The organism is Sphingobacterium sp. BS-2 (assembly GCF_046161205.1).
Taxonomy (GTDB): Bacteria; Bacteroidota; Bacteroidia; order Sphingobacteriales; family Sphingobacteriaceae; genus Sphingobacterium; species Sphingobacterium mizutaii.
On sequence record NZ_JBIXGO010000019.1, the window covers coordinates 136,810 to 155,604 of the forward strand.

Below are 18,795 nucleotides of genomic sequence, written 5' to 3' on the forward strand. Positions count from 1 at the left end.
AAAACTTTGGATTTAATTTATTCCCTAATTGACTTTATCCTCCATATTGATGATCATTTGGTGGAAATCGTCAATAACTATCAGACTTGGACCTATTTGATCCTGTTTCTGATCATTTTTGCCGAAACTGGTCTTGTTGTTACTCCATTCTTACCTGGAGACTCCCTTTTATTTGCTACTGGCGCTATCATCGCCAAACCTGAAACAGATCTGAACGTCTTTTTGATGTGGGGTTTGTTGATGGTGGCAGGAATATTAGGCGATTTGGTAAACTACCATATCGGAAAATACATCGGACCGAAAGCCTTTTCAGGGAAATATAAATTCCTAAAGAAAGAATACTTGGATAAAACAGAGAAGTTCTACGAAAAATACGGCGGCAAGACCATTATCTACGCCCGCTTTGTACCGATCGTTAGGACCTTTGCACCATTTGTAGCCGGTGTAGGCTCTATGTCTTACGCCAAATTTGCTTCATACAATATTATCGGAGCCATTTTATGGGTAACATCATTCCTTTTCATTGGATACTTCTTCGGAGGCCTTCCAATTATCAAGGACAACTTTACCTTAGTGGTATTCGCCATCATTATCTTGTCAATACTGCCTCCAATCATTGAGGTGATCAAAGAAAAATACGGAAAGAAAAAGGAAGCTGAATAAGCTTCCTTTTCTCTTTTATGCCCCTTATTATAGAATCAAAATCATATTCATAGAAAAGAATTAGCTTGGTGTAATTCTTGCTGTTGAAAATCGAATTTGAAAACATGGAATTAATTTCAACCCTGATCGACTTTATTCTTCATATCGACAAGCATTTGATCGATATCACCCAGGAATATCAAACTTGGACCTACCTGATCCTCTTCCTGATCATCTTTGCAGAAACAGGATTGGTTGTCACTCCTTTCCTTCCCGGGGACTCTGTCCTATTCGCCATGGGTGCCCTGATCGCAAAACCGGAAACCAACCTTAGCCTTTGGCTCATGTTAGTCCTGTTGATTGCGGCGGCCATTATCGGCGATTTTGTCAACTATGAAATAGGGAAACATTTTGGACAGCGGGTCTTTACGAAGGACTCCAGGATATTCAAGCTATCTTATCTCGAAAAAACCCAAGGTTTTTATAATAAATATGGCCTCAAGACCATTATTTATGCCCGCTTTGTGCCCATTGTCCGCACCTTTGCACCATTCGTTGCCGGCGTAGTCAAGATGCCTTATTCCAAATTCGGTCTTTACAATATCGTTGGTGGTGTTTTATGGGTAACGATGTTTTTGTTGGGCGGCTATTTCTTCGGACAGATCCCTTTTGTCAAGAACAATTTCTCTATCGTCGTACTTGCCATAATCGGTATCTCCCTGTTACCCCCTATAATTGAGGTCCTTAAAGAAAAGAGCAGCAAAAAATCAGCTTAAATCCTAAAATCTGTTTAAACGTTGAGTTTATTCCGAAGTCTCTATCCTTAAAGACAGCTATGAGATATATTTTATTTGCCTTTATCATTTGGGCACAGCCTATCCTGGCCCAGAACATCAAAATCGACAGACGCGAAGCGAAGAAAGCTTATCAATACCTCAATGAATTTCGGATGAACCCCAAGAAATATGGTCGCGAAATCCGGGTGAACAATCTTAGAAATGTAAAACAAACCCGCTTGGTCTGGAATGAGCAATTGGCAAAAGTAGCTGAGGAACGGGCAAAAGATATGGCAAGAAAGAATTACTTTGACCATACCGACCCAAGCGGTTACGGACCAAATTACCATATCAACAAGGCTGGATATTACCTAAATCCAGATTGGCTGAAGAAAAAAAGCACCAATAATTTTGAATCCATCGGAGCCAACCACGAGACCGCGATTGATGGCATCAAATCCTTTATCATTGGTCGCGGATCGCCCGGTTTTATGCACAGGAAGCATGTTTTAGGGATGGATGAGTGGAACGGATCACTGAAGGACATAGGCATCGGATTCGTACGGGTGAAGCGTGGTGCAGCCTATAAAACCTACCTATGCGTGATAATCGCCAAACATGATTGGTAAATAAATCGTTCTTTTCTGTAAGTTTTTTACCTTTGCATATGATAAAATCGATGACAGGTTACGGTATGGGGACCGCTGAAAACGGAACCGTTAAATATACCGTAGAGATCAAATCCTTAAATTCTAAGTTCTTGGAACTTAACCTACGCCTACCAAAAGCTGTTTCTGACAAGGAATTGGTGCTTCGTGGTGAATGCAGCAAACTGATTGAACGCGGTAAGGTAAATATCAACATCAGCACCGAATATGTTGACCAAACCGCAAAGGCAGCAAGTATCAACGCAGATTTATTAAAAGAATACTATAGACAATTGCAGGATATTGCTTTCCAATTGGGCGATACCAAAGCCAATCTGTTTGAGCAAGCCTTGAACATGCCTGAAGTGATCAGCCATGATGATGAGGTGGACGAAGCAGAAGGCAAGGTTTTGATGGATTCCTTCTATGCTGCTGTAAAGCAGTTCAACAGCTTTAGAGCTGATGAAGGAGCTGTCCTTAAAAAAGATCTAGAATACCGCGTTTCCTTGATTTTATCATACCTAACCGAAGTAGAAGCTGTTGAAGGAAGCCGTATCCCATTGATCCGTGAGCGAATCAACCAATATATGGAAGAAGCTGTGGGCAAAGAGAATGTAGATATGAACCGTTTCGAACAAGAATTGGTATTCTACATCGAGAAACTAGATATCACAGAAGAGAAAGTTCGCCTTCGCTCCCACTGCAATTATTTTGTTGAAGCCTTGAACAGCCAAGATTCCAATGGTAAAAAACTAGGGTTTATTTCCCAGGAAATGGGCCGTGAAATCAATACCCTAGGTTCAAAAGCCAACAATGCCCAGATCCAACAGATCGTCGTGAAAATGAAGGATGAGCTGGAAAAGGTAAAAGAACAACTATTAAACGTACTATAGCATGAGCGGAAAACTTATTATTTTTTCTGCTCCATCTGGGGCAGGGAAAACGACTATCGTTAGAAGATTATTAGAAAAACATAGCGATAAGATCGCCTTCTCTATCTCTGCAAGCACCCGTCAACCTCGTGGTGCCGAAGTAAATGGCGTCGACTACTATTTTATTTCCAAAGAAGATTTCTTGCATAAAGTAGCAAAGCACGAATTCATAGAATTCGAAGAGGTATACTCGGGAACCTTCTACGGTACCCTGAGATCCGAAGTAGAACGCATCTGGAACGAAGGCAAACACGTGATCTTTGATATCGATGTGGTGGGTGGTCTTCGTCTGAAATCTAAATTCCCGGAACAGGCACTTGCCATTTTCGTAAATCCACCATCCCTAGAGGTCTTGAAAGAAAGATTGACAGGCAGAGGAACAGATTCCCAAGAAAAATTGAACGAACGTTTTGCAAAAGCAGAACATGAATTAAGCTTTGCCGACAAGTTTGATGTGATCCTTCAGAACAACGATCTGGAAACAGCCTGTGCAGAAGCAGAAAAACTGGTTATAGATTTTATCAATTCATAATATGGCGAAGAGTAAAGTTGGGTTGTTCTTTGGATCCTTTAATCCTGTCCATATCGGACATTTGATTATTGCCAATTATATGGCCAACTATACTTCTTTGGACGAGGTCTGGTTCATCGTGTCCCCACAGAATCCCTTTAAGGAGAAAAAGAGCCTAGGCAACATGTATGATCGCCTGGAGATGGTCAATCTGGCCATTGAGGGCTCAGATAAACTTCGTGCGAGCGATATTGAGTTCTCTTTGCCACAACCATCCTATACCATTGATACCCTTACCCATTTAACAGAAAAGTATCCTACGAAGGAATTTATCCTGATCATGGGAGAAGACAATCTCCAAGGTTTATTGAAATGGAAAAATGCCGATATCCTGCTACGTGATTATAAAATCGTAGTCTATCCAAGACCGGGCTATGATGGCGGCGATTTAAAGAACCACCCTTCCATCAGCATGACCGATACCCCGGTGATGGAGCTGTCATCCACTTTCTTGAGGAATGCCATCAAGGAAGGGAAATCCATTAAATTCTATACCCCCGATTCGGTCATTGATTTTATCGACAAAAAAGGCCTTTACTCCTCCTAATTCCACTCTACAACGTACTTTATTAAAAAAATAAATTTTTAAAAACCATTTTTTGAACTTCCTGTTTATCGTATATATAACTTTAATTATAGGAGGAAAATCAAAATGGATAAATTAGATTTAAAAGGTAAATGGAACGAATTGAAAGGAAAAATCAAACAACAATACGCTGAGTGGACAGATGATGATTTAGCCTACGAAGAAGGAAAAGATGACGAGTTATTAGGCAAATTGCAACAGAAACTTGGTAAATCAAGAGAAGAAGTAATTGACTGGTTGAACAAACTAGGTTAATGTAATAAATAGGAAGTGGAAGGTCGACAGCATGTCGACCTTCTTCTTTTTAAGGGAAAAGATAAAAAACAAACCAATAATCAGGCCTTTTTAGCAGGATATTCATAGCACTTTTAACTGAGTCTTGTTCGAGACATATTCGAGAGAGTTCTTCAAAATTCAAGCTTGCCCCGAATATGGGTAAAACAAGGTCAAAGGATAAATAAATTGCCTCAGTACTTTTTCTTTGAATTGGATTGACTCAGGCAAATAGCGATTATAAGCCAAAGGCTTAATGGAAACCTATTGAATCTTTAACATCTTCATGATTTAGCGAGGCTGATAATGAAACCATATTTTACTAACTTAGCACTATGACAAAAAAGAAACCCACCATATTGGTTGTAAATGATGATGGTATAACGGCACCCGGAATAAAAGTTCTTTTAGAGGTGATGCAAGAAATTGGAGATGTGGTGGTGGTTGCACCAGACAGTCCACAGTCGGGAATGGGTCATGCCATTACGATTGGCAAGCCATTGCGCTTGGATAAGATCGACCTGTATCCGGGGGTTGAGATGTACAAATGCTCGGGTACGCCTGTTGACTGCGTCAAATTGGCTGTCAACAAGATCTTTAAGGGCAAGAAACCCGACCTTTGTGTATCCGGCATCAATCATGGCTTGAATTACTCGATCAATGTGCTGTATTCTGGAACCATGTCTGCCGCCGTGGAGGGAGCTATCGAAGGCATTCCATCCATTGGTTATTCCTTAGATGATTTCGCTTACAATGCTGATTTTTCCCATACCCGTTCATGGGTGAAGACCATTGCTGAGCAGGTATTGAAGAATGGACTACCTAAAAACTCCCTTTTGAACGTGAATTTTCCAAATAAGAGCGTAGAGATCAAGGGAATCAAAATCTGTAGACAGGCAAATGCCAAATGGTTTGAGGAGTTTGATGAGCGTTTGGATCCGTATAATAGGGAATATTTCTGGATGACCGGCAAGTTTGACCTTCAGGACCGTGGCGAAGATACCGACGCTTATGCGATCATCAATGGTTTTGTTTCCATTGTACCGACGCAGTTTGATATGACGGCACACCATGTGATTCCGGAGTTGAATTCTTGGTCATTTGATAATTAATACATGAAAAACAGTCTTCTTGTGGGTTTGCTATTGGGCCTGGTTTGTCCATTGATAGCATATTTGGCGATGAAATTTACCAATATCCAATCGCAGGTTTTCCCTGATAAACCGACCGGTCTTTATGTTATAGCGGCAGCGATCAACTTAGTGGGTTGCTGGATCAGCTATAAAAAAGATCGAGATCAGTTAGGAAACGGTTTGGTATTGGCTACCTTTTTGGGAATGATACTTTTGGTGCTGACCAAGAACATCAGCATCTTTTAAAATTGAAAGAAAGCATGGAACTAACTTTGGGTTTTTCGCCCTGTCCTAACGATACCTTTATATTTGATGCCTTAATCCATAACAAAATCGATTGCGAAGGCTTACAGTTTCACGTGGAATACCACGATGTGGAGACCTTGAATGCCAAAGCTTTCCGGGGCGATCTGGACATTACAAAATTGAGCTATCATGCATTTGCTTATGCGGTAGAGGATTATGAACTTTTAGATTCAGGATCTGCACTGGGTTTTGGTGTAGGGCCATTATTGATCTGTAAAAATGCGGACTTGGCAAAAGAATTGGCCGGATATGCTGGCCAGGACTTGCCCGAGAAGTTCAAAGAGCTGAAGGTGGGTATCCCGGGAAAGTTTACCACGGCAAATTTCTTGTTGAGCTTGGCCTTTCCAGGCCTGTTGAACAAGCAGGTGATGCTGTTTTCAGAAATTGAAAAGTCACTTTTGGACGGAAGCATCGATATTGGCCTGATTATCCATGAGAATAGGTTTACCTATATGGATAAAGGGCTGCACAAAATCGTTGATTTGGGCGATTATTGGGAAAAGACAACCGGCTCAGCAATTCCCTTGGGTGGAATCGTGATCAAGAGGTCGCTTCCCGAAGAGGTCAAGCAGAAGGTCAACAGGTTGATTTCAGAGAGTGTCAGGTTTGGATTTGACCATCCTAAGTCAGGTTTGGACTATATCCGCTCCCATGCCCAAGAAATGGAGGAATCAGTGATGTACAAGCATATCGAGCTCTATGTAAACCAGTATTCCGAAAACCTTGGCGAAGAGGGAAAAAAGGCCATCCAGCAGATGTTTGAAAAGGCATTGGAACTCAACTTAGTGCCTAGTACCGAGAAAAACATATTTTTAATAAAATAATTAACAAAAAAGAATCAGGAAAGCATTAGTTATCAACCTTAATAATTAAATTTGCCCGATTAATGTCAAAATGTCTGCTTATTTGATTTGGAGTCATTATTGTACATGCGAATAGAGAAATAGAAAATTATGTTAAAGTTTTTAAGCAAGTTATTTGGTAGTAAGTCCGAAAGAGATGTTAAGGGAGTACAGCCATTAGTAAATAAAATCAAGGAAGAATACGAGAAATTATCCGCTTTGACGCATGATGAGCTACGTGGCAAGACCTTGGATTTTAAACAAAGAATCAGCAACTATTTGCAAGACATCGACAATGAAATCAACGGTCTGAAGCAAGAAGCTGAGGCTACGGAGGACATGGAGCTTAAAACTTCAACCTACGACAAGATTGACAAATTGACAAAAGATCGCGACAAGAAGCTTGAGGAAGTATTATTGGAAATATTACCTGAAGCTTTTGCTGTTGTTAAGGAGACTGCTCGTCGCTTTACAGAAAATAAAGAAATTGAGGTTACGGCTTCGCAATTCGATAGAGATATCGCTGCCCGTAAACCGAACGTAAGCATTGAAGGGGACAAAGCCATTTGGAAGAACACCTGGATCGCCGCTGGTTCTGAAGTTACTTGGAACATGGTTCACTACGACGTACAGTTGATCGGTGGTATCGTATTGCACCAAGGAAAGATCGCCGAGATGTCTACGGGTGAAGGTAAAACCTTGGTAGGAACTTTACCTACTTACTTGAACGCATTGGCGGGTCAAGGTATCCACATCGTAACGGTGAACGATTACTTGGCACGTCGTGACTCGGAATGGAACGGTCCTATTTTCGAATTCCATGGAATGAGCGTTGATTGTATCGACAAATACCAACCGAACTCACCACAACGCCGCCAGGCTTATATGAGCGACATCGTTTATGGTACAAACAACGAGTTTGGTTTTGACTATTTGCGTGACAACATGACGAACACCAAAGAATCAATGGTTCAGCGCAAATTGCACTTTGCCATGATCGATGAGGTGGATTCGGTATTGATCGATGATGCTCGTACGCCATTGATTATCTCTGGTCCGATCCCTATGGGCGACCAACATGAGTTCTACCAATTGAAACCAAGGATCGAGCGTTTGGTAAATGCACAGAAAGCATATATCAATACGGTTTTGAACCAAGCGAAGAAAGCAATTGCGGATAATGACACCGATCCTGAAAAAGGGGGATTAGCTTTATTCCGTGCTTACCGTGGATTGCCAAAGAACAAAGCATTAATCAAGTATCTATCTGAAGGTAACCACCGTCAGATCCTACAAAAAGTAGAAAACTACTATATGCAAGAGCAAAACCGTCACATGCCTAAGGCAGATGCGGAACTGTTCTTCGTAATCGATGAGAAAAACAATCAGGTTGAACTTACAGAAAAAGGTATTGAGTTGATCACTGCAACAGGCGAGGATCCAAACTTCTTTATCCTTCCGGATGTAGGTACAGAGATTGCTGAAATCGAAAAATCAGATATTCCTGTTGAGGAAAAAGCGCAGAAAAAAGAAGAATTGATGCGTGATTACTCGATCAAAGCAGAGCGTATCCACTCCATCAACCAATTGTTAAAAGCTTATACCCTATTTGAGATCGATGATCAATATATCGTTGATGAGGGCAAGGTTAAGATCGTTGATGAGCAAACGGGTCGTATCATGGATGGTCGTCGTTATTCAGACGGATTACACCAAGCGATCGAGGCGAAAGAGAACGTAAAGGTAGAGGATGCAACCCAAACCTATGCAACCATTACTTTACAGAACTACTTCCGTATGTACCATAAGCTATCGGGAATGACCGGTACAGCATCAACAGAGGCTGGTGAGCTTTGGGAAATCTACAAATTGGATGTGGTTGAAATTCCAACGAACAAAGTTATTCAACGTGATGACCGTCAAGATTTGATCTACCGTACGGCACGTGAGAAATACAATGCGGTAGCACAAGAAATCCAGACCTTGACAGAACAAGGCCGTCCAGTATTGGTCGGTACTACGTCGGTTGAGATTTCGGAGTTATTGAGCCGTATGTTGAAGTTACGCGGTGTAAAACACAACGTATTGAACGCGAAACTTCACCAAAAAGAAGCAGATATCGTTGCAGAAGCAGGTCGTCCGGGCCAAGTAACCATTGCTACCAACATGGCAGGTCGTGGTACGGATATTAAGCTTACCCAAGAGGTAATCAATGCAGGTGGTTTAGCGATCATCGGTACTGAGCGCCATGAGTCTCGTCGTGTTGACCGTCAGTTAAGAGGTCGTGCAGGACGTCAAGGGGACCCAGGTTCATCTCAATTCTTCGTGTCATTAGAAGATCCATTGATGCGTTTATTCGCTTCAGAGCGTATTTCTAACCTGATGGTTAAAATGGGTGTTGAAGATGGCGAGGTAATGCAACATGGTATGTTGACCAAATCTATCGAGCGTGCACAACGTAAGGTGGAGGAAAACAACTTCGGTACCCGTAAGCACCTTTTGGAGTACGATGACGTGATGAACTCTCAACGTACCGTAATCTATACTAAACGTAAGAACGCATTGTTCGGAGAGCGTTTAGATGTAGATTTGAACAATACGATCTATGATGTAGTTGAAGATGTGGTATTGGAGGCAAAAGAGGACAATTCATTTGATGAATTCCAAATCGAAGTGATCCGCGTATTTGCAATCAACCCAGAAATTACACAAGAAGAATTTGCAAGTGAATCAGCAACCACTTTGGTTGACAAATTATTCGATCAAGTAATCAATTATTACCACCGCAAGGCTGTAAACATCGCTGAGCAGACTTTACCGGTATTGACAAATGTCCTTGCTGAGCGTGGTGGTATGATAGAAAATATCATTGTTCCTTTTACAGATGGAATTCGTGGCATTCAAGTTGCTACAAATTTGCAAAAAGCTGTAGAAAGTAAAGGTAAAGACGTTTTCAAATCATTTGAGAAAGGCATCGTTCTAGCTTTAATTGATGAGGCATGGAAAGAGCACCTTCGTGAGATGGATGATTTGAAACAATCTGTACAGAACGCGCGTTACGAGCAAAAAGACCCAATCATTATCTATAAAATGGAGGCTTACAACTTGTTTAAGACAATGTTGGCCGGCATGAACAAAGATATTGTTAGCTTCTTGTTCAAAGGTGAGATCCCTGGACAGCAGCAAGAACCTCAAAACATTCAAGCAGCACGCCCAGAAGCGCCAAAGGTAAAAGTTAAAGAAACAAAAGAAGAGTTAAGTTCTCCAACTGGAGTATCGGAAGAGGACCTGAATACACAGGAAGCTCAAGTTACCCAACCTATCCGTAAGGATCAGGCCATTGGAAGAAATGATGAATGTCCTTGTGGTTCTGGGTTGAAGTATAAAAACTGTCACGGAAAACAAGGTTAATTAAAAAATGAAATACAAAGGATTTATAGTTAGCTTCTTGATGCTGTTCGCCATCGTATCAGTATCAAAGGCACAAGAGAACAAAGTAATTGTTGAAAAGGATTCTTTAATTGGACTTTTACAAGAATTCCGTTCATTCTATGCTTTAAATCCTACCGCCAGTAAGACGGTAAGTCTGGAGCCTAAAACCATTGATAAATCACGCGCAACCCGTGTGAAGGTCCGTGGTTTTAGGGTTCAGATCTTTTCTGGTTCTAGCCGCAGGGATGCTGAAAATGTTCAGCGTAGTTTCCAAAGCCAGAACTCAGATATCAATGCTTACCTAGACTATGTAGAACCAAACTATAGGGTCAAAGTAGGCGACTTTACAAGCCGTTCCGCAGCTACGGAATATATGAGACAGCTTCGCGGCAGATACAATAATGTATTTGTCTTTGTCGAAGATGTCTGGACATGGCAATAGTGGAGGATCAACATGCCAATATCAAAACAAAGAATTCAAGATTTAGCCCAATCTTACTTTCAAGACACGGTAAACAACAGAAGGTTTCTACATCAGAATCCTGAATTGTCTTTTGAGGAATACAATACCTCGGCATTTATCAAACAAGTGCTGACCGACCTAGAGATTCCATTCGAATCCATGGCCAATACTGGTGTTGTAGCCCTGATCAAAGGCGATTTACCTTCTGATAAAGTACTAGCTCTGAGAGCAGATATGGATGCACTTCCGATCACAGAGGTGGAAGGAAGATCTTATGGCTCCAAGAATGTAGGTGTGATGCATGCCTGTGGGCATGATGTACATACCTCATCATTATTGGGTGTGGCTAAGATATTGAACGATTTGAAACCTGAATTTGGCGGAACCTTGAAGCTTATCTTCCAACCGGGAGAAGAAAGATTACCGGGAGGCGCTTCCTTGATGATCAAGGAAGGGGTATTGCAAAATCCAGAACCTCAAGGAATTGTTGGACAGCATGTTATGCCCTTTATAGAGGCCGGGAAAGTTGGTTTCCGCTCTGGTAAATATATGGCATCCTGCGACGAATTGTTTATGACGGTTCGTGGAAAAGGAGGTCATGGTGCACAACCCCATCAAAATATAGACCCTATCGCTATTACAGCGCAGATCATATCCGCTATGCAGCAGATCGTGAGCCGTGTTGCCGATCCGAGGACCCCTTCGGTATTATCTTGGGGCAAGATCATTGGAAATGGTGCTACAAACGTAATCCCTGAAGAGGTGTATCTGGAAGGTACTTTCAGGACCTTTGACGAAAAATGGAGAGCGGAAGCCCATGAGAAAATGCATAAAATGGCTGTTGGTATTGCAGAGGGTATGGGTGCGAGCTGTGATTTTGAAATCAGAAAAGGTTATCCTTTCTTGATCAATGAGCCTAAGATTACAGAAGCTGCCCGTTCGTACGCACAGGATTACCTAGGCCATGAGAATGTGGTTGAGCTTGATCTATGGCCAGCAGCAGAGGATTTTGCCTATTATTCCCAAGAAACAAATGCTTGTTTCTATAGACTGGGAACGGGTAACCAAGCCAAGGGTATTCAGTCGGCAGTGCATACTTCGACTTTTGATATCGACGAAACTGCACTTCAAACCAGTATTGGTCTGATGTCCTATATTGCTCTGCGTCATTTAGGAGAATAATTATGTCTTCCCATCACATCGTTCGAGAGAATCAAGAACCAGCTTTGTTCATCGCAAATCCTGATTGCTTGGTTGATGAATATTTAAACCAACTTTTGGAGTGGAGTCCGACCATTATTACGCTGGCAGACCATTACGAATCCTTAAAAGCACGTGAAATTAAGATCGATGTGGTTCTGGACAATCTAGGATTGGAACCCAATATCCTTGAAGAACATATTACCCTTATCCCCTATTCAGGCCCTTACATTGAACCCTTATTTGCTTATCTACAAGAGAAAAGCAATTTTGCGGTGAATATCCTGACTGAAAAGCTGGAGATCAATCCATATTTGCCCTATTTAGGCGATTTCAACATCAATCTTATCAGGAACGAGGGTAGAAGCCTTTTTGTGAAAAAGTACGAGAAATGGCTTCCAAAAGGCTTTAATTTGTATGTTGAACATTATCAGGATAAATTAGGTGCGGAGCAGAACTTGGAACCGTTAGAAAATATCCTATTTGCTGTCGCAAGCGATGGTTTTGTTTCCATTCCGCAGCAAGGGTCCTATTTTATTATATCTGAAGAGCTATGACCGAGATCAGACAAGCCAACATAGAGGATGCATCATTAATCCATGATCTAGCTCATGCCATTTGGTATCCTACCTACGAAAATATCCTTTCGAAGAAACAGATCGATTTCATGTTGGATAAGATGTATTCAGTGGAAGTATTGAGTACAGCAATCCAAAACAATACTGCTTTTCATCTTTTGTATGAAGAGAAAAATGCAGTAGGTTTTATTGGCATTGTGCCCAAGGGAGAGCTTTTAAGAATCGAAAAGATTTATCTATTGCCAAGCACCCAAGGTAAGGGCTATGGAAAGCAATTGATCGATTATGCTGCGCAAGAGGCAAAGAAATTGGGTTTAGATACTTTGGAACTAAACGTGAACCGCTCCAACAATGCCTATCAATTTTATTTGAAACAAGGCTTTGAAGTAATCCAAGAGGTTGATATCCCCTATTATGAGTTTACGCTAGATGATTACGTGATGCGCAAGAAGCTGGATTAACAGAAATAAATTTCATACAAGATATAAACAGAAAAAGACGGCCCAATGGACCGTCTTTTCTTATTTTACTTTGAAATTCTTAATCTCTAAGCTTCTCCACCCTACTTGGGGTCTGGGTTCCATTGATAATTCCAATTGCACCCGTTGCGATAGCTTCAATACTTGATTTAATATTGTTGATGTCCAAAGTTTCCACTTCGTCATTTACGGTGTGGTAATATTGGTCTTTATCGATCTGGGAGGTTGAGAAGGTATGTGCAGGCACCCCTAAAGCCGCCAAAACAGCATTATCGCTGCGGTAGAATAGGTTTTGGGTGGTATATGGGTCTGGATGGAAGGTAAATGCAGAACCCTTAAGATTCTCTTGCATCAATTTGCCTAGGTTAGATGCGCTATAACCAGTGATATACAGGCTATTAGGACCGAACTTAGAATCCTTACCGATCATTTCGATATTGATCATGGCTACTACTTTTTCCGGATCGATATTGTTGGAGAAGTATTTAGAGCCAAACATTCCGATTTCTTCCGCAGTGAAGGCCACGAATATGATGGTTCTTTCATTGTTGTTCAATTGCTTGTAATATCTCGCTAATTCGATCATCGCTGTTGTGCCGGATGCATCATCATCAGCGCCATTTGCAATGGAATCTCCTTCCACGGCCGGTAGAATACCGATATGGTCATAATGGCAAGAAATCACCACATATTCCTCAGGTTTAGATTTACCAGGAAGGACAGCAGCCACATTAAACATATCGAACTCTTCTGTTTTGCGGGTCTGTTTGATTTCATGGCTTCCCGGTAATTCATCAGCTATGATAAAAACCTTAGGGCTTCCAGCAGCTTTTTCCTGGCCCTTGATTACAATGCTCTCGCGATTGTAGATTCTTTTGAAACGAGCCAAAAATGGAGCATGTTTCTTATCCACCAATACGATCACCTTATTTGGGTTCTGTTGAACGACTTCCCTAAATTTTTGAGAAAAATCGTCTTCTGCCGAAATCTTAATGGTTTCTACGGAAGGGGTATTTTGGGTAATCGGTTCGTCTAAATTGCCTACGATCAAAAATTCATCATCCTTTAGTTTTTTATCCCCTAAGGTCACGCTTTGTTCAGTCACCCTGCCACGGTTAACTAGAAAGGATTGGCGGAAGTTATCACCTTCATACGGTTTAAGGCCAATATCTTTGAATTCTGCGGCGATAAAGTCTGCTGCTTTGCCAATATCAGCTAGATTTAAAGCCGATCGACCTCTCATATCGTCAGAAGCAAGGGTATTCAAGATTCTGGAAATATTTTCCGTGCTTGTAATCTGCTTTTGCTGAGCGGAGCTCATTTGGAATAAAAAGCCAGAAAATACGAGTGCTAAGAATAGTTTTTTCATGAATAAAATGTTTGTGATGAAATTAACAAAAATTCTATACTATTGGCAGGGCCTTTGATTCTAAATTTTATATATTTGATAAAAAGCTTACTATGAAAGAAATTAGCGTTCAAGAATTAAAGGACATGATGGATCACAACGTTGAGTTTCAGTTGATCGACGTTCGTGAGCCTTTTGAATATGAAGTATCGAACCTGAATGGGGTGAACATTCCATTATCAGGAGTTGTGATTGAGTCTGAAAAGATTTCAAAAGATATTCCGGTGGTTATCCACTGCCGTTCAGGGAAGCGTAGTGCTCAGGCTGTTATGCTTTTAGAACAAGAAGGTTACACGAATTTATCCAACCTACAAGGCGGAATTTTAGCTTGGAAAGAAGCTTTTGATCCGGAGATGGATGTTTATTAAGAAACAGTAAATCAATAAAAAGCTCAAGGATTCCTTGAGCTTTTTATTTTTAGGGCAATTTATTGCTTAAATAATAATTTTGAGCACCTATCTTTAGAATATATTTAAAAATAATGTTTTTATTTTCTTGCCTATTATTAAAATATTAAAAGAGCTAACTTTATAGTATTATTCCAAGAATAAACAAAAACATATTTTTATGTCAAATCAATCAAACACAACTTTCAGCTTCTTTCAAGGAGTGGGTCGGAATTTTGATAAAGCGGCCAAGTTCACCAAGTTTTCCCCTGGCATCCTAGAACAAATCAAAGCATGTAATTCCATCTTACGCGTTCGATTTCCAGTTAAGATCGGCGATAATGTGGAAGTAATAGAAGCATATCGTGTACAGCATTCACATCATAAGCTGCCTTGTAAAGGTGGTATCCGTTTCAGCATGGAAGTGGATCAGGATGAAGTGATGGCGCTAGCATCTTTAATGACCTATAAATGTGCCATAGTAAACGTTCCGTTTGGTGGTGCTAAAGGAGGTGTGAAAATCGATGCCAAGAAGTATTCAGAGTATGAATTAGAAAAAATTACCCGTCGCTACACGACGGAATTGGTTAAAAAGAACTTTATTGGACCAGGAACGGATGTGCCGGCGCCAGATTATGGTACCGGAGCACGTGAAATGAGCTGGATCGTGGATACCTATACGACATTGAACCCGAATGAAATCAATGCACAAGCTTGTGTAACCGGAAAACCGGTTTCTCAAGGTGGGGTAAGAGGTCGTACTGAGGCCACTGGATTAGGGGTGTTCTTTGGGGTAAAGGAAGCTTGTAAGATTGAAGAGGATATGGCCAAGTTGGGATTGACTACGGGAGTTGAAGGCAAGAAAGTAATTGTACAAGGTTTAGGAAATGTGGGTTACCATGCTGCTAAATATTTTCAAGAAGGAGGTTCGATCCTTGTTGGTTTGATCGAATATGAAGGTGCGATCTATAATGAAAATGGTTTAGACCTAGAAGAAGTTGTTGCACATAGAAAGGCAACAGGTTCTATCTTGAATTTCCCTGGTGCAACCAATATTGAAGAGTCTGCAAAAGGTTTAGAACAACCATGTGATATCTTGATTCCGGCAGCCTTGGAATCTGTGATCAATGGCGATAATGCGGAAAGAGTACAAGCGCAGATCATTGGCGAGGCAGCAAATGGGCCATTGACACCTGAAGCTGATGAGGTATTTAATAGAAAAGGGAAATTAGTGATCCCCGATATCTATTTAAATGCTGGCGGGGTTACCGTTTCTTATTTTGAATGGTTGAAAAACTTAAGCCATGTGCGCTATGGTCGTCTTGAAAAGAGATTCAGCGAAAACATGTATGCTGAAATCTTGAATATCATCGAGTCCATGACCAACCAAAAGGTTTCCAAATTGGAGCGTAAGATCATTTTGAGAGGACCAGATGAGGTTGACTTGGTGTATTCAGGTCTTGAGGACACCATGATTGGTTCCTACCATGAAATCCATCAGATCTGGAAAAGCATGGATGGGGTTGAAGACCTGCGGACAGCGGCATTTATCTGTGCGATCAACAAAGTTGGAGAATCCTATAAGGAATTGGGTATCTTCCCATAAACGAGGACGGGATTTTATCCTTAACTTTGCTTCATGAATAAATTATTCCACCAGACTAAACAGGCATTCCTATTTAGTCTGGCTTTTTATATCCTTTCTATCTTATTATTTATCCTGCGAGTAGGCTATGCTCCTATCCTATTGAGCATCTCGATGGTCCTCTCCTTAATATGGGTGGTATTGGTCTTGTTGGAGATCATGCGGTCGACTAGAATTAGCAATGGAGAACGGATGATCTTGGCATTATTCGTTATTATGGGGAATATTTTGGCTGGAATAGTGTATTTTTATTTTATTCGGGAACGAGTTACAGGTTTTAAAGTAATAAAGAAGAAATGACGAAGAAGTTTATCTTGAATTTACTGCTCAATTTAGGGATTGTGTTTTTGGTATTGAGCGCATGGGCAGGTTATAATAGCGGACAGATACTGTATTTGGGTATATCCATTGCCTTATTGGTATTGTTGATCTATCTGAAGGTGGTGCTGTTAAAACAGGTGAGCCGAGATGTGAAGGCAAAACAAGAGGAAAAGGCGAAGCTGGCGCAACAAGAAATGAGACAACAAAAGAAAAGGGCTAAAAAATAGCCCTTTTTCATTTTATATTTTGAACCTTATTTTACAAAAGGAGGTTTTCTTACAATCGCTTTGATAGGTTGGTTACGGATAGAGATAAAGATCTCAGTTCCCTCTTTAGCAAATGCTGCATCAACATAACCTAAACCAATGGATTTTTTCAATGATGGGGATTGTGTTCCAGAAGTAACACGTCCGATCTTATTTCCTTCAGCATCTACGATTTCATAATCATGACGAGGAATACCTCTGTCGATCATCTCAAATCCTACCAGTTTTTGGGAAACACCTTTTTCTTTTTCTGCTTTTAGGTTTTCAGAGTTTACGAAGTCCTTGCTGAACTTAGTAACCCAACCTAAGCCGGCTGCTAAAGGAGAAGTGTTATCATCGATGTCATTTCCGTAAAGGCAGAAACCCATTTCTAGGCGTAAGGTATCTCTCGCACCAAGTCCGATAGGTTTAATGCCAAATTCTTGACCTGCTTCCATGATAGCGTTCCATACTTTCTCTGCATTTTCATTTGCAACATAGATTTCGAAACCACCAGCACCTGTATAGCCTGTAGCAGAAACCAATACGTTTTCTACACCAGCAAATACACCTTTTTGGAAGGAATAGTATTCCATTGGCGCCAAGTCGATATCTGTTAATTTTTGAAGTGCATCAGCAGCTTTAGGACCTTGAACAGCGAAAAGAGAAGTTTCGTCGGAAATGTTTTTCATCTCTACGCCTTCTGTGTTGAATTTGCTGATCCAATCCCAGTCTTTATCAATGTTTGATGCGTTTACTACCAATAGATAGGTTTTGTCATCAATCTTGTAAGTTAAGAAGTCATCTACAATACCACCATTTTCGTTTGGAAGATAGCCGTATTGAACTTTTCCGTCATATAGTTTTGAGGCATCGTTAGAAGAGACTTTTTGGATAAGATCTAGTGCTTTTTCGCCTTTTAAGATAAACTCTCCCATGTGGCTAACGTCAAACATCCCTACAGCGGTACGCACTGTTTCGTGTTCGTCGTTGATACCAGTATATTGAACTGGCATATTAAATCCGGCGAAAGGAACCATCTTCGCACCTAAAGCGATATGAACGTCAGTTAACGCAGTTTTTTTCATGTTAAATCAATGAGTTTTTTGTTGTTACAAAAATAGGAAAATTAATGAGGATTTAGTATTGAGATATGAGATGTGAGATATGAGAAATTTAATTTCGGCTTTTGTGTACTTTAAGCAAGGTTTAGCGATTTTGATCTCTCAATACTCCAATCTCAATACTCATATCTAATTTCCAAGATGGTTAATCCCCTTTCAAACTCCGGTTGGATCTGGGCTTGGATAAAGATGTTTTCTTGTGTTTTGGGGTGTGTGAAAGCGAGTGATTTGGCATGTAGCAGCATGGTGTCGTGCTGGAAGGTGTCTTTCCAGAGTTTGTTCTGTTTGTTGCAGCCATGGGGTCTATCGCCGATGATTGGATGGAAAATATGGGCAAAGTGCCGGCGTAATTGGTGCATCCTGCCGGTTTCTGGTTTGGCTAGGACTAGGGAATACCTTGATGTTGGAAATTTACCGAAAGGAAGGTCTATTTCTGTGGTAGCCAATGTTTGGTAATTGGTCAGAGCCTCCTGAATGGTGCCGTTTTCCTTTTTTAATGGGTAATCAATGGTTCCTTCGGGATCGGTGTGACCACGGAGAACAGCCAAATATTCTTTTTTGACTAAGTTTTGGGAAAACGCGGTTTGTATGGCGCTGTCCATTTCCTTGTTCAAGGAAAATAAAAGCACACCTGCGGTCTTGCGGTCTAAACGGTGTGCTGGATAGACCTTCTTGCCGATCTGATCCCTTAGGAGCTGAAGAGCAAACTCGGATGTATCTGCAGCAATGGAGGATTTATGGACCAATAGTCCATGTGGTTTGTTGATTGCAACAAAGTCCTCATCTTCAAATAAAATCTCAAGCAT

22 protein-coding genes are annotated in these 18,795 nt (G+C 40.9%); 19 read left to right on the forward strand and 3 right to left on the reverse strand.

The genetic code is table 11. The features are described 5' to 3' along the window. The first annotated feature begins 6 nt into the window (after nucleotides 1-6). From ACK2WI_RS12495 to ACK2WI_RS12565, 15 genes are all read left to right on the forward strand, one after another. Nucleotides 7-663, forward strand: coding sequence for a DedA family protein (locus ACK2WI_RS12495; RefSeq protein WP_093099968.1), 657 nt, complete (start codon nucleotides 7-9; stop codon nucleotides 661-663). Nucleotides 664-767: 104 nt separating this feature from the next. Further along, nucleotides 768-1,418: a DedA family protein gene (locus tag ACK2WI_RS12500; protein ID WP_409151119.1), complete on the forward strand. Its 651-nt coding sequence runs from the start codon at nucleotides 768-770 to the stop codon at nucleotides 1,416-1,418. Between the two features lie 59 nt (nucleotides 1,419-1,477). Further along, the gene (locus ACK2WI_RS12505; RefSeq protein WP_409151120.1) at nucleotides 1,478-2,047 is read left to right on the forward strand and encodes a CAP domain-containing protein; all 570 of its coding nucleotides are present in this window, start codon (nucleotides 1,478-1,480) and stop codon (nucleotides 2,045-2,047) included. A 38-nt stretch (nucleotides 2,048-2,085) separates the two neighbouring features. Then, the gene (locus ACK2WI_RS12510; RefSeq protein ID WP_093099974.1) at nucleotides 2,086-2,958 is read left to right on the forward strand and encodes a YicC/YloC family endoribonuclease; all 873 of its coding nucleotides are present in this window, start codon (nucleotides 2,086-2,088) and stop codon (nucleotides 2,956-2,958) included. 1 nt (nucleotide 2,959) lies between these two features. Then, complete coding sequence (gene gmk / locus ACK2WI_RS12515) at nucleotides 2,960-3,529, forward strand: guanylate kinase (protein ID WP_312695951.1); 570 nt, start codon at nucleotides 2,960-2,962, stop codon at nucleotides 3,527-3,529. Between the two features lies 1 nt (nucleotide 3,530). Further along, nucleotides 3,531-4,115, forward strand: a complete 585-nt coding sequence (gene nadD, locus ACK2WI_RS12520; protein WP_093099978.1) for a nicotinate (nicotinamide) nucleotide adenylyltransferase — start codon at nucleotides 3,531-3,533, stop codon at nucleotides 4,113-4,115. Between the two features lie 105 nt (nucleotides 4,116-4,220). Next, entirely contained in the window at nucleotides 4,221-4,409 is a 189-nt protein-coding gene (locus ACK2WI_RS12525) for a CsbD family protein (RefSeq protein ID WP_093099980.1), read from the forward strand. Between the two features lie 353 nt (nucleotides 4,410-4,762). Further along, nucleotides 4,763-5,539, forward strand: a complete 777-nt coding sequence (gene surE, locus ACK2WI_RS12530) for a 5'/3'-nucleotidase SurE (protein WP_093099982.1) — start codon at nucleotides 4,763-4,765, stop codon at nucleotides 5,537-5,539. A gap of 3 nt (nucleotides 5,540-5,542) precedes the next feature. Further along, nucleotides 5,543-5,806 carry a hypothetical protein gene (locus ACK2WI_RS12535; protein ID WP_409151122.1) on the forward strand — a complete coding sequence of 88 codons (264 nt, stop codon included), beginning with the start codon at nucleotides 5,543-5,545 and terminating at the stop codon, nucleotides 5,804-5,806. Between the two features lie 14 nt (nucleotides 5,807-5,820). After that, entirely contained in the window at nucleotides 5,821-6,690 is an 870-nt protein-coding gene (locus tag ACK2WI_RS12540; protein ID WP_409151124.1) for a 1,4-dihydroxy-6-naphthoate synthase, read from the forward strand. A 129-nt stretch (nucleotides 6,691-6,819) separates the two neighbouring features. After that, a complete protein-coding gene (gene secA, locus ACK2WI_RS12545) occupies nucleotides 6,820-10,119 on the forward strand; it encodes a preprotein translocase subunit SecA (protein ID WP_093099986.1) in 3,300 nt (1,099 codons plus the stop codon). A gap of 7 nt (nucleotides 10,120-10,126) precedes the next feature. Continuing rightward, on the forward strand, nucleotides 10,127-10,582 hold the full coding sequence (locus tag ACK2WI_RS12550; protein WP_093099988.1) for an SPOR domain-containing protein: 456 nt from the start codon (nucleotides 10,127-10,129) through the stop codon (nucleotides 10,580-10,582). Nucleotides 10,583-10,594: 12 nt separating this feature from the next. Beyond that, the gene (locus ACK2WI_RS12555; protein WP_409151125.1) at nucleotides 10,595-11,785 is read left to right on the forward strand and encodes a M20 family metallopeptidase; all 1,191 of its coding nucleotides are present in this window, start codon (nucleotides 10,595-10,597) and stop codon (nucleotides 11,783-11,785) included. Between the two features lie 2 nt (nucleotides 11,786-11,787). Beyond that, nucleotides 11,788-12,360 (forward strand): hypothetical protein, encoded by a 573-nt coding sequence (locus ACK2WI_RS12560; RefSeq protein ID WP_409151127.1) that lies wholly within the window; start codon nucleotides 11,788-11,790, stop codon nucleotides 12,358-12,360. Continuing rightward, nucleotides 12,357-12,842, forward strand: coding sequence for a GNAT family N-acetyltransferase (locus tag ACK2WI_RS12565; RefSeq protein WP_312695960.1), 486 nt, complete (start codon nucleotides 12,357-12,359; stop codon nucleotides 12,840-12,842). The genes ACK2WI_RS12560 and ACK2WI_RS12565 overlap by 4 nt, the downstream gene beginning before the upstream one ends. Nucleotides 12,843-12,921: 79 nt before the next feature. On the opposite strand, the gene ACK2WI_RS12570 is transcribed toward ACK2WI_RS12565, so the two are convergent. After that, nucleotides 12,922-14,229: a M28 family metallopeptidase gene (locus tag ACK2WI_RS12570; RefSeq protein WP_409151129.1), complete on the reverse strand. Its 1,308-nt coding sequence runs from the start codon at nucleotides 14,227-14,229 to the stop codon at nucleotides 12,922-12,924. Between the two features lie 92 nt (nucleotides 14,230-14,321). On the opposite strand from ACK2WI_RS12570, the gene ACK2WI_RS12575 reads away from it, so the two are divergent. The 4 genes from ACK2WI_RS12575 (at nucleotide 14,322) to ACK2WI_RS12590 (ending at nucleotide 16,847) form a co-directional block, all read left to right on the forward strand. Further along, on the forward strand, nucleotides 14,322-14,636 hold the full coding sequence (locus tag ACK2WI_RS12575) for a rhodanese-like domain-containing protein (RefSeq protein ID WP_093099998.1): 315 nt from the start codon (nucleotides 14,322-14,324) through the stop codon (nucleotides 14,634-14,636). A 199-nt stretch (nucleotides 14,637-14,835) separates the two neighbouring features. Beyond that, a complete protein-coding gene (locus ACK2WI_RS12580) occupies nucleotides 14,836-16,260 on the forward strand; it encodes a Glu/Leu/Phe/Val dehydrogenase (RefSeq protein ID WP_093100000.1) in 1,425 nt (474 codons plus the stop codon). Between the two features lie 33 nt (nucleotides 16,261-16,293). Next, nucleotides 16,294-16,599, forward strand: coding sequence for a hypothetical protein (locus ACK2WI_RS12585; RefSeq protein ID WP_312695965.1), 306 nt, complete (start codon nucleotides 16,294-16,296; stop codon nucleotides 16,597-16,599). Then, nucleotides 16,596-16,847: a DUF6358 family protein gene (locus ACK2WI_RS12590; protein WP_093100004.1), complete on the forward strand. Its 252-nt coding sequence runs from the start codon at nucleotides 16,596-16,598 to the stop codon at nucleotides 16,845-16,847. Before ACK2WI_RS12585 ends, ACK2WI_RS12590 begins: the two co-directional genes overlap by 4 nt. A 26-nt stretch (nucleotides 16,848-16,873) precedes the next feature. Here the strand turns inward: ACK2WI_RS12590 and gcvT are convergent, their stop codons facing one another. Both gcvT and ACK2WI_RS12600 read right to left on the reverse strand, forming a co-directional pair. Further along, nucleotides 16,874-17,953 (reverse strand): glycine cleavage system aminomethyltransferase GcvT, encoded by a 1,080-nt coding sequence (gene gcvT / locus ACK2WI_RS12595; protein WP_312695968.1) that lies wholly within the window; start codon nucleotides 17,951-17,953, stop codon nucleotides 16,874-16,876. A gap of 152 nt (nucleotides 17,954-18,105) precedes the next feature. Further along, entirely contained in the window at nucleotides 18,106-18,795 is a 690-nt protein-coding gene (locus tag ACK2WI_RS12600) for a pseudouridine synthase (RefSeq protein ID WP_312695970.1), read from the reverse strand.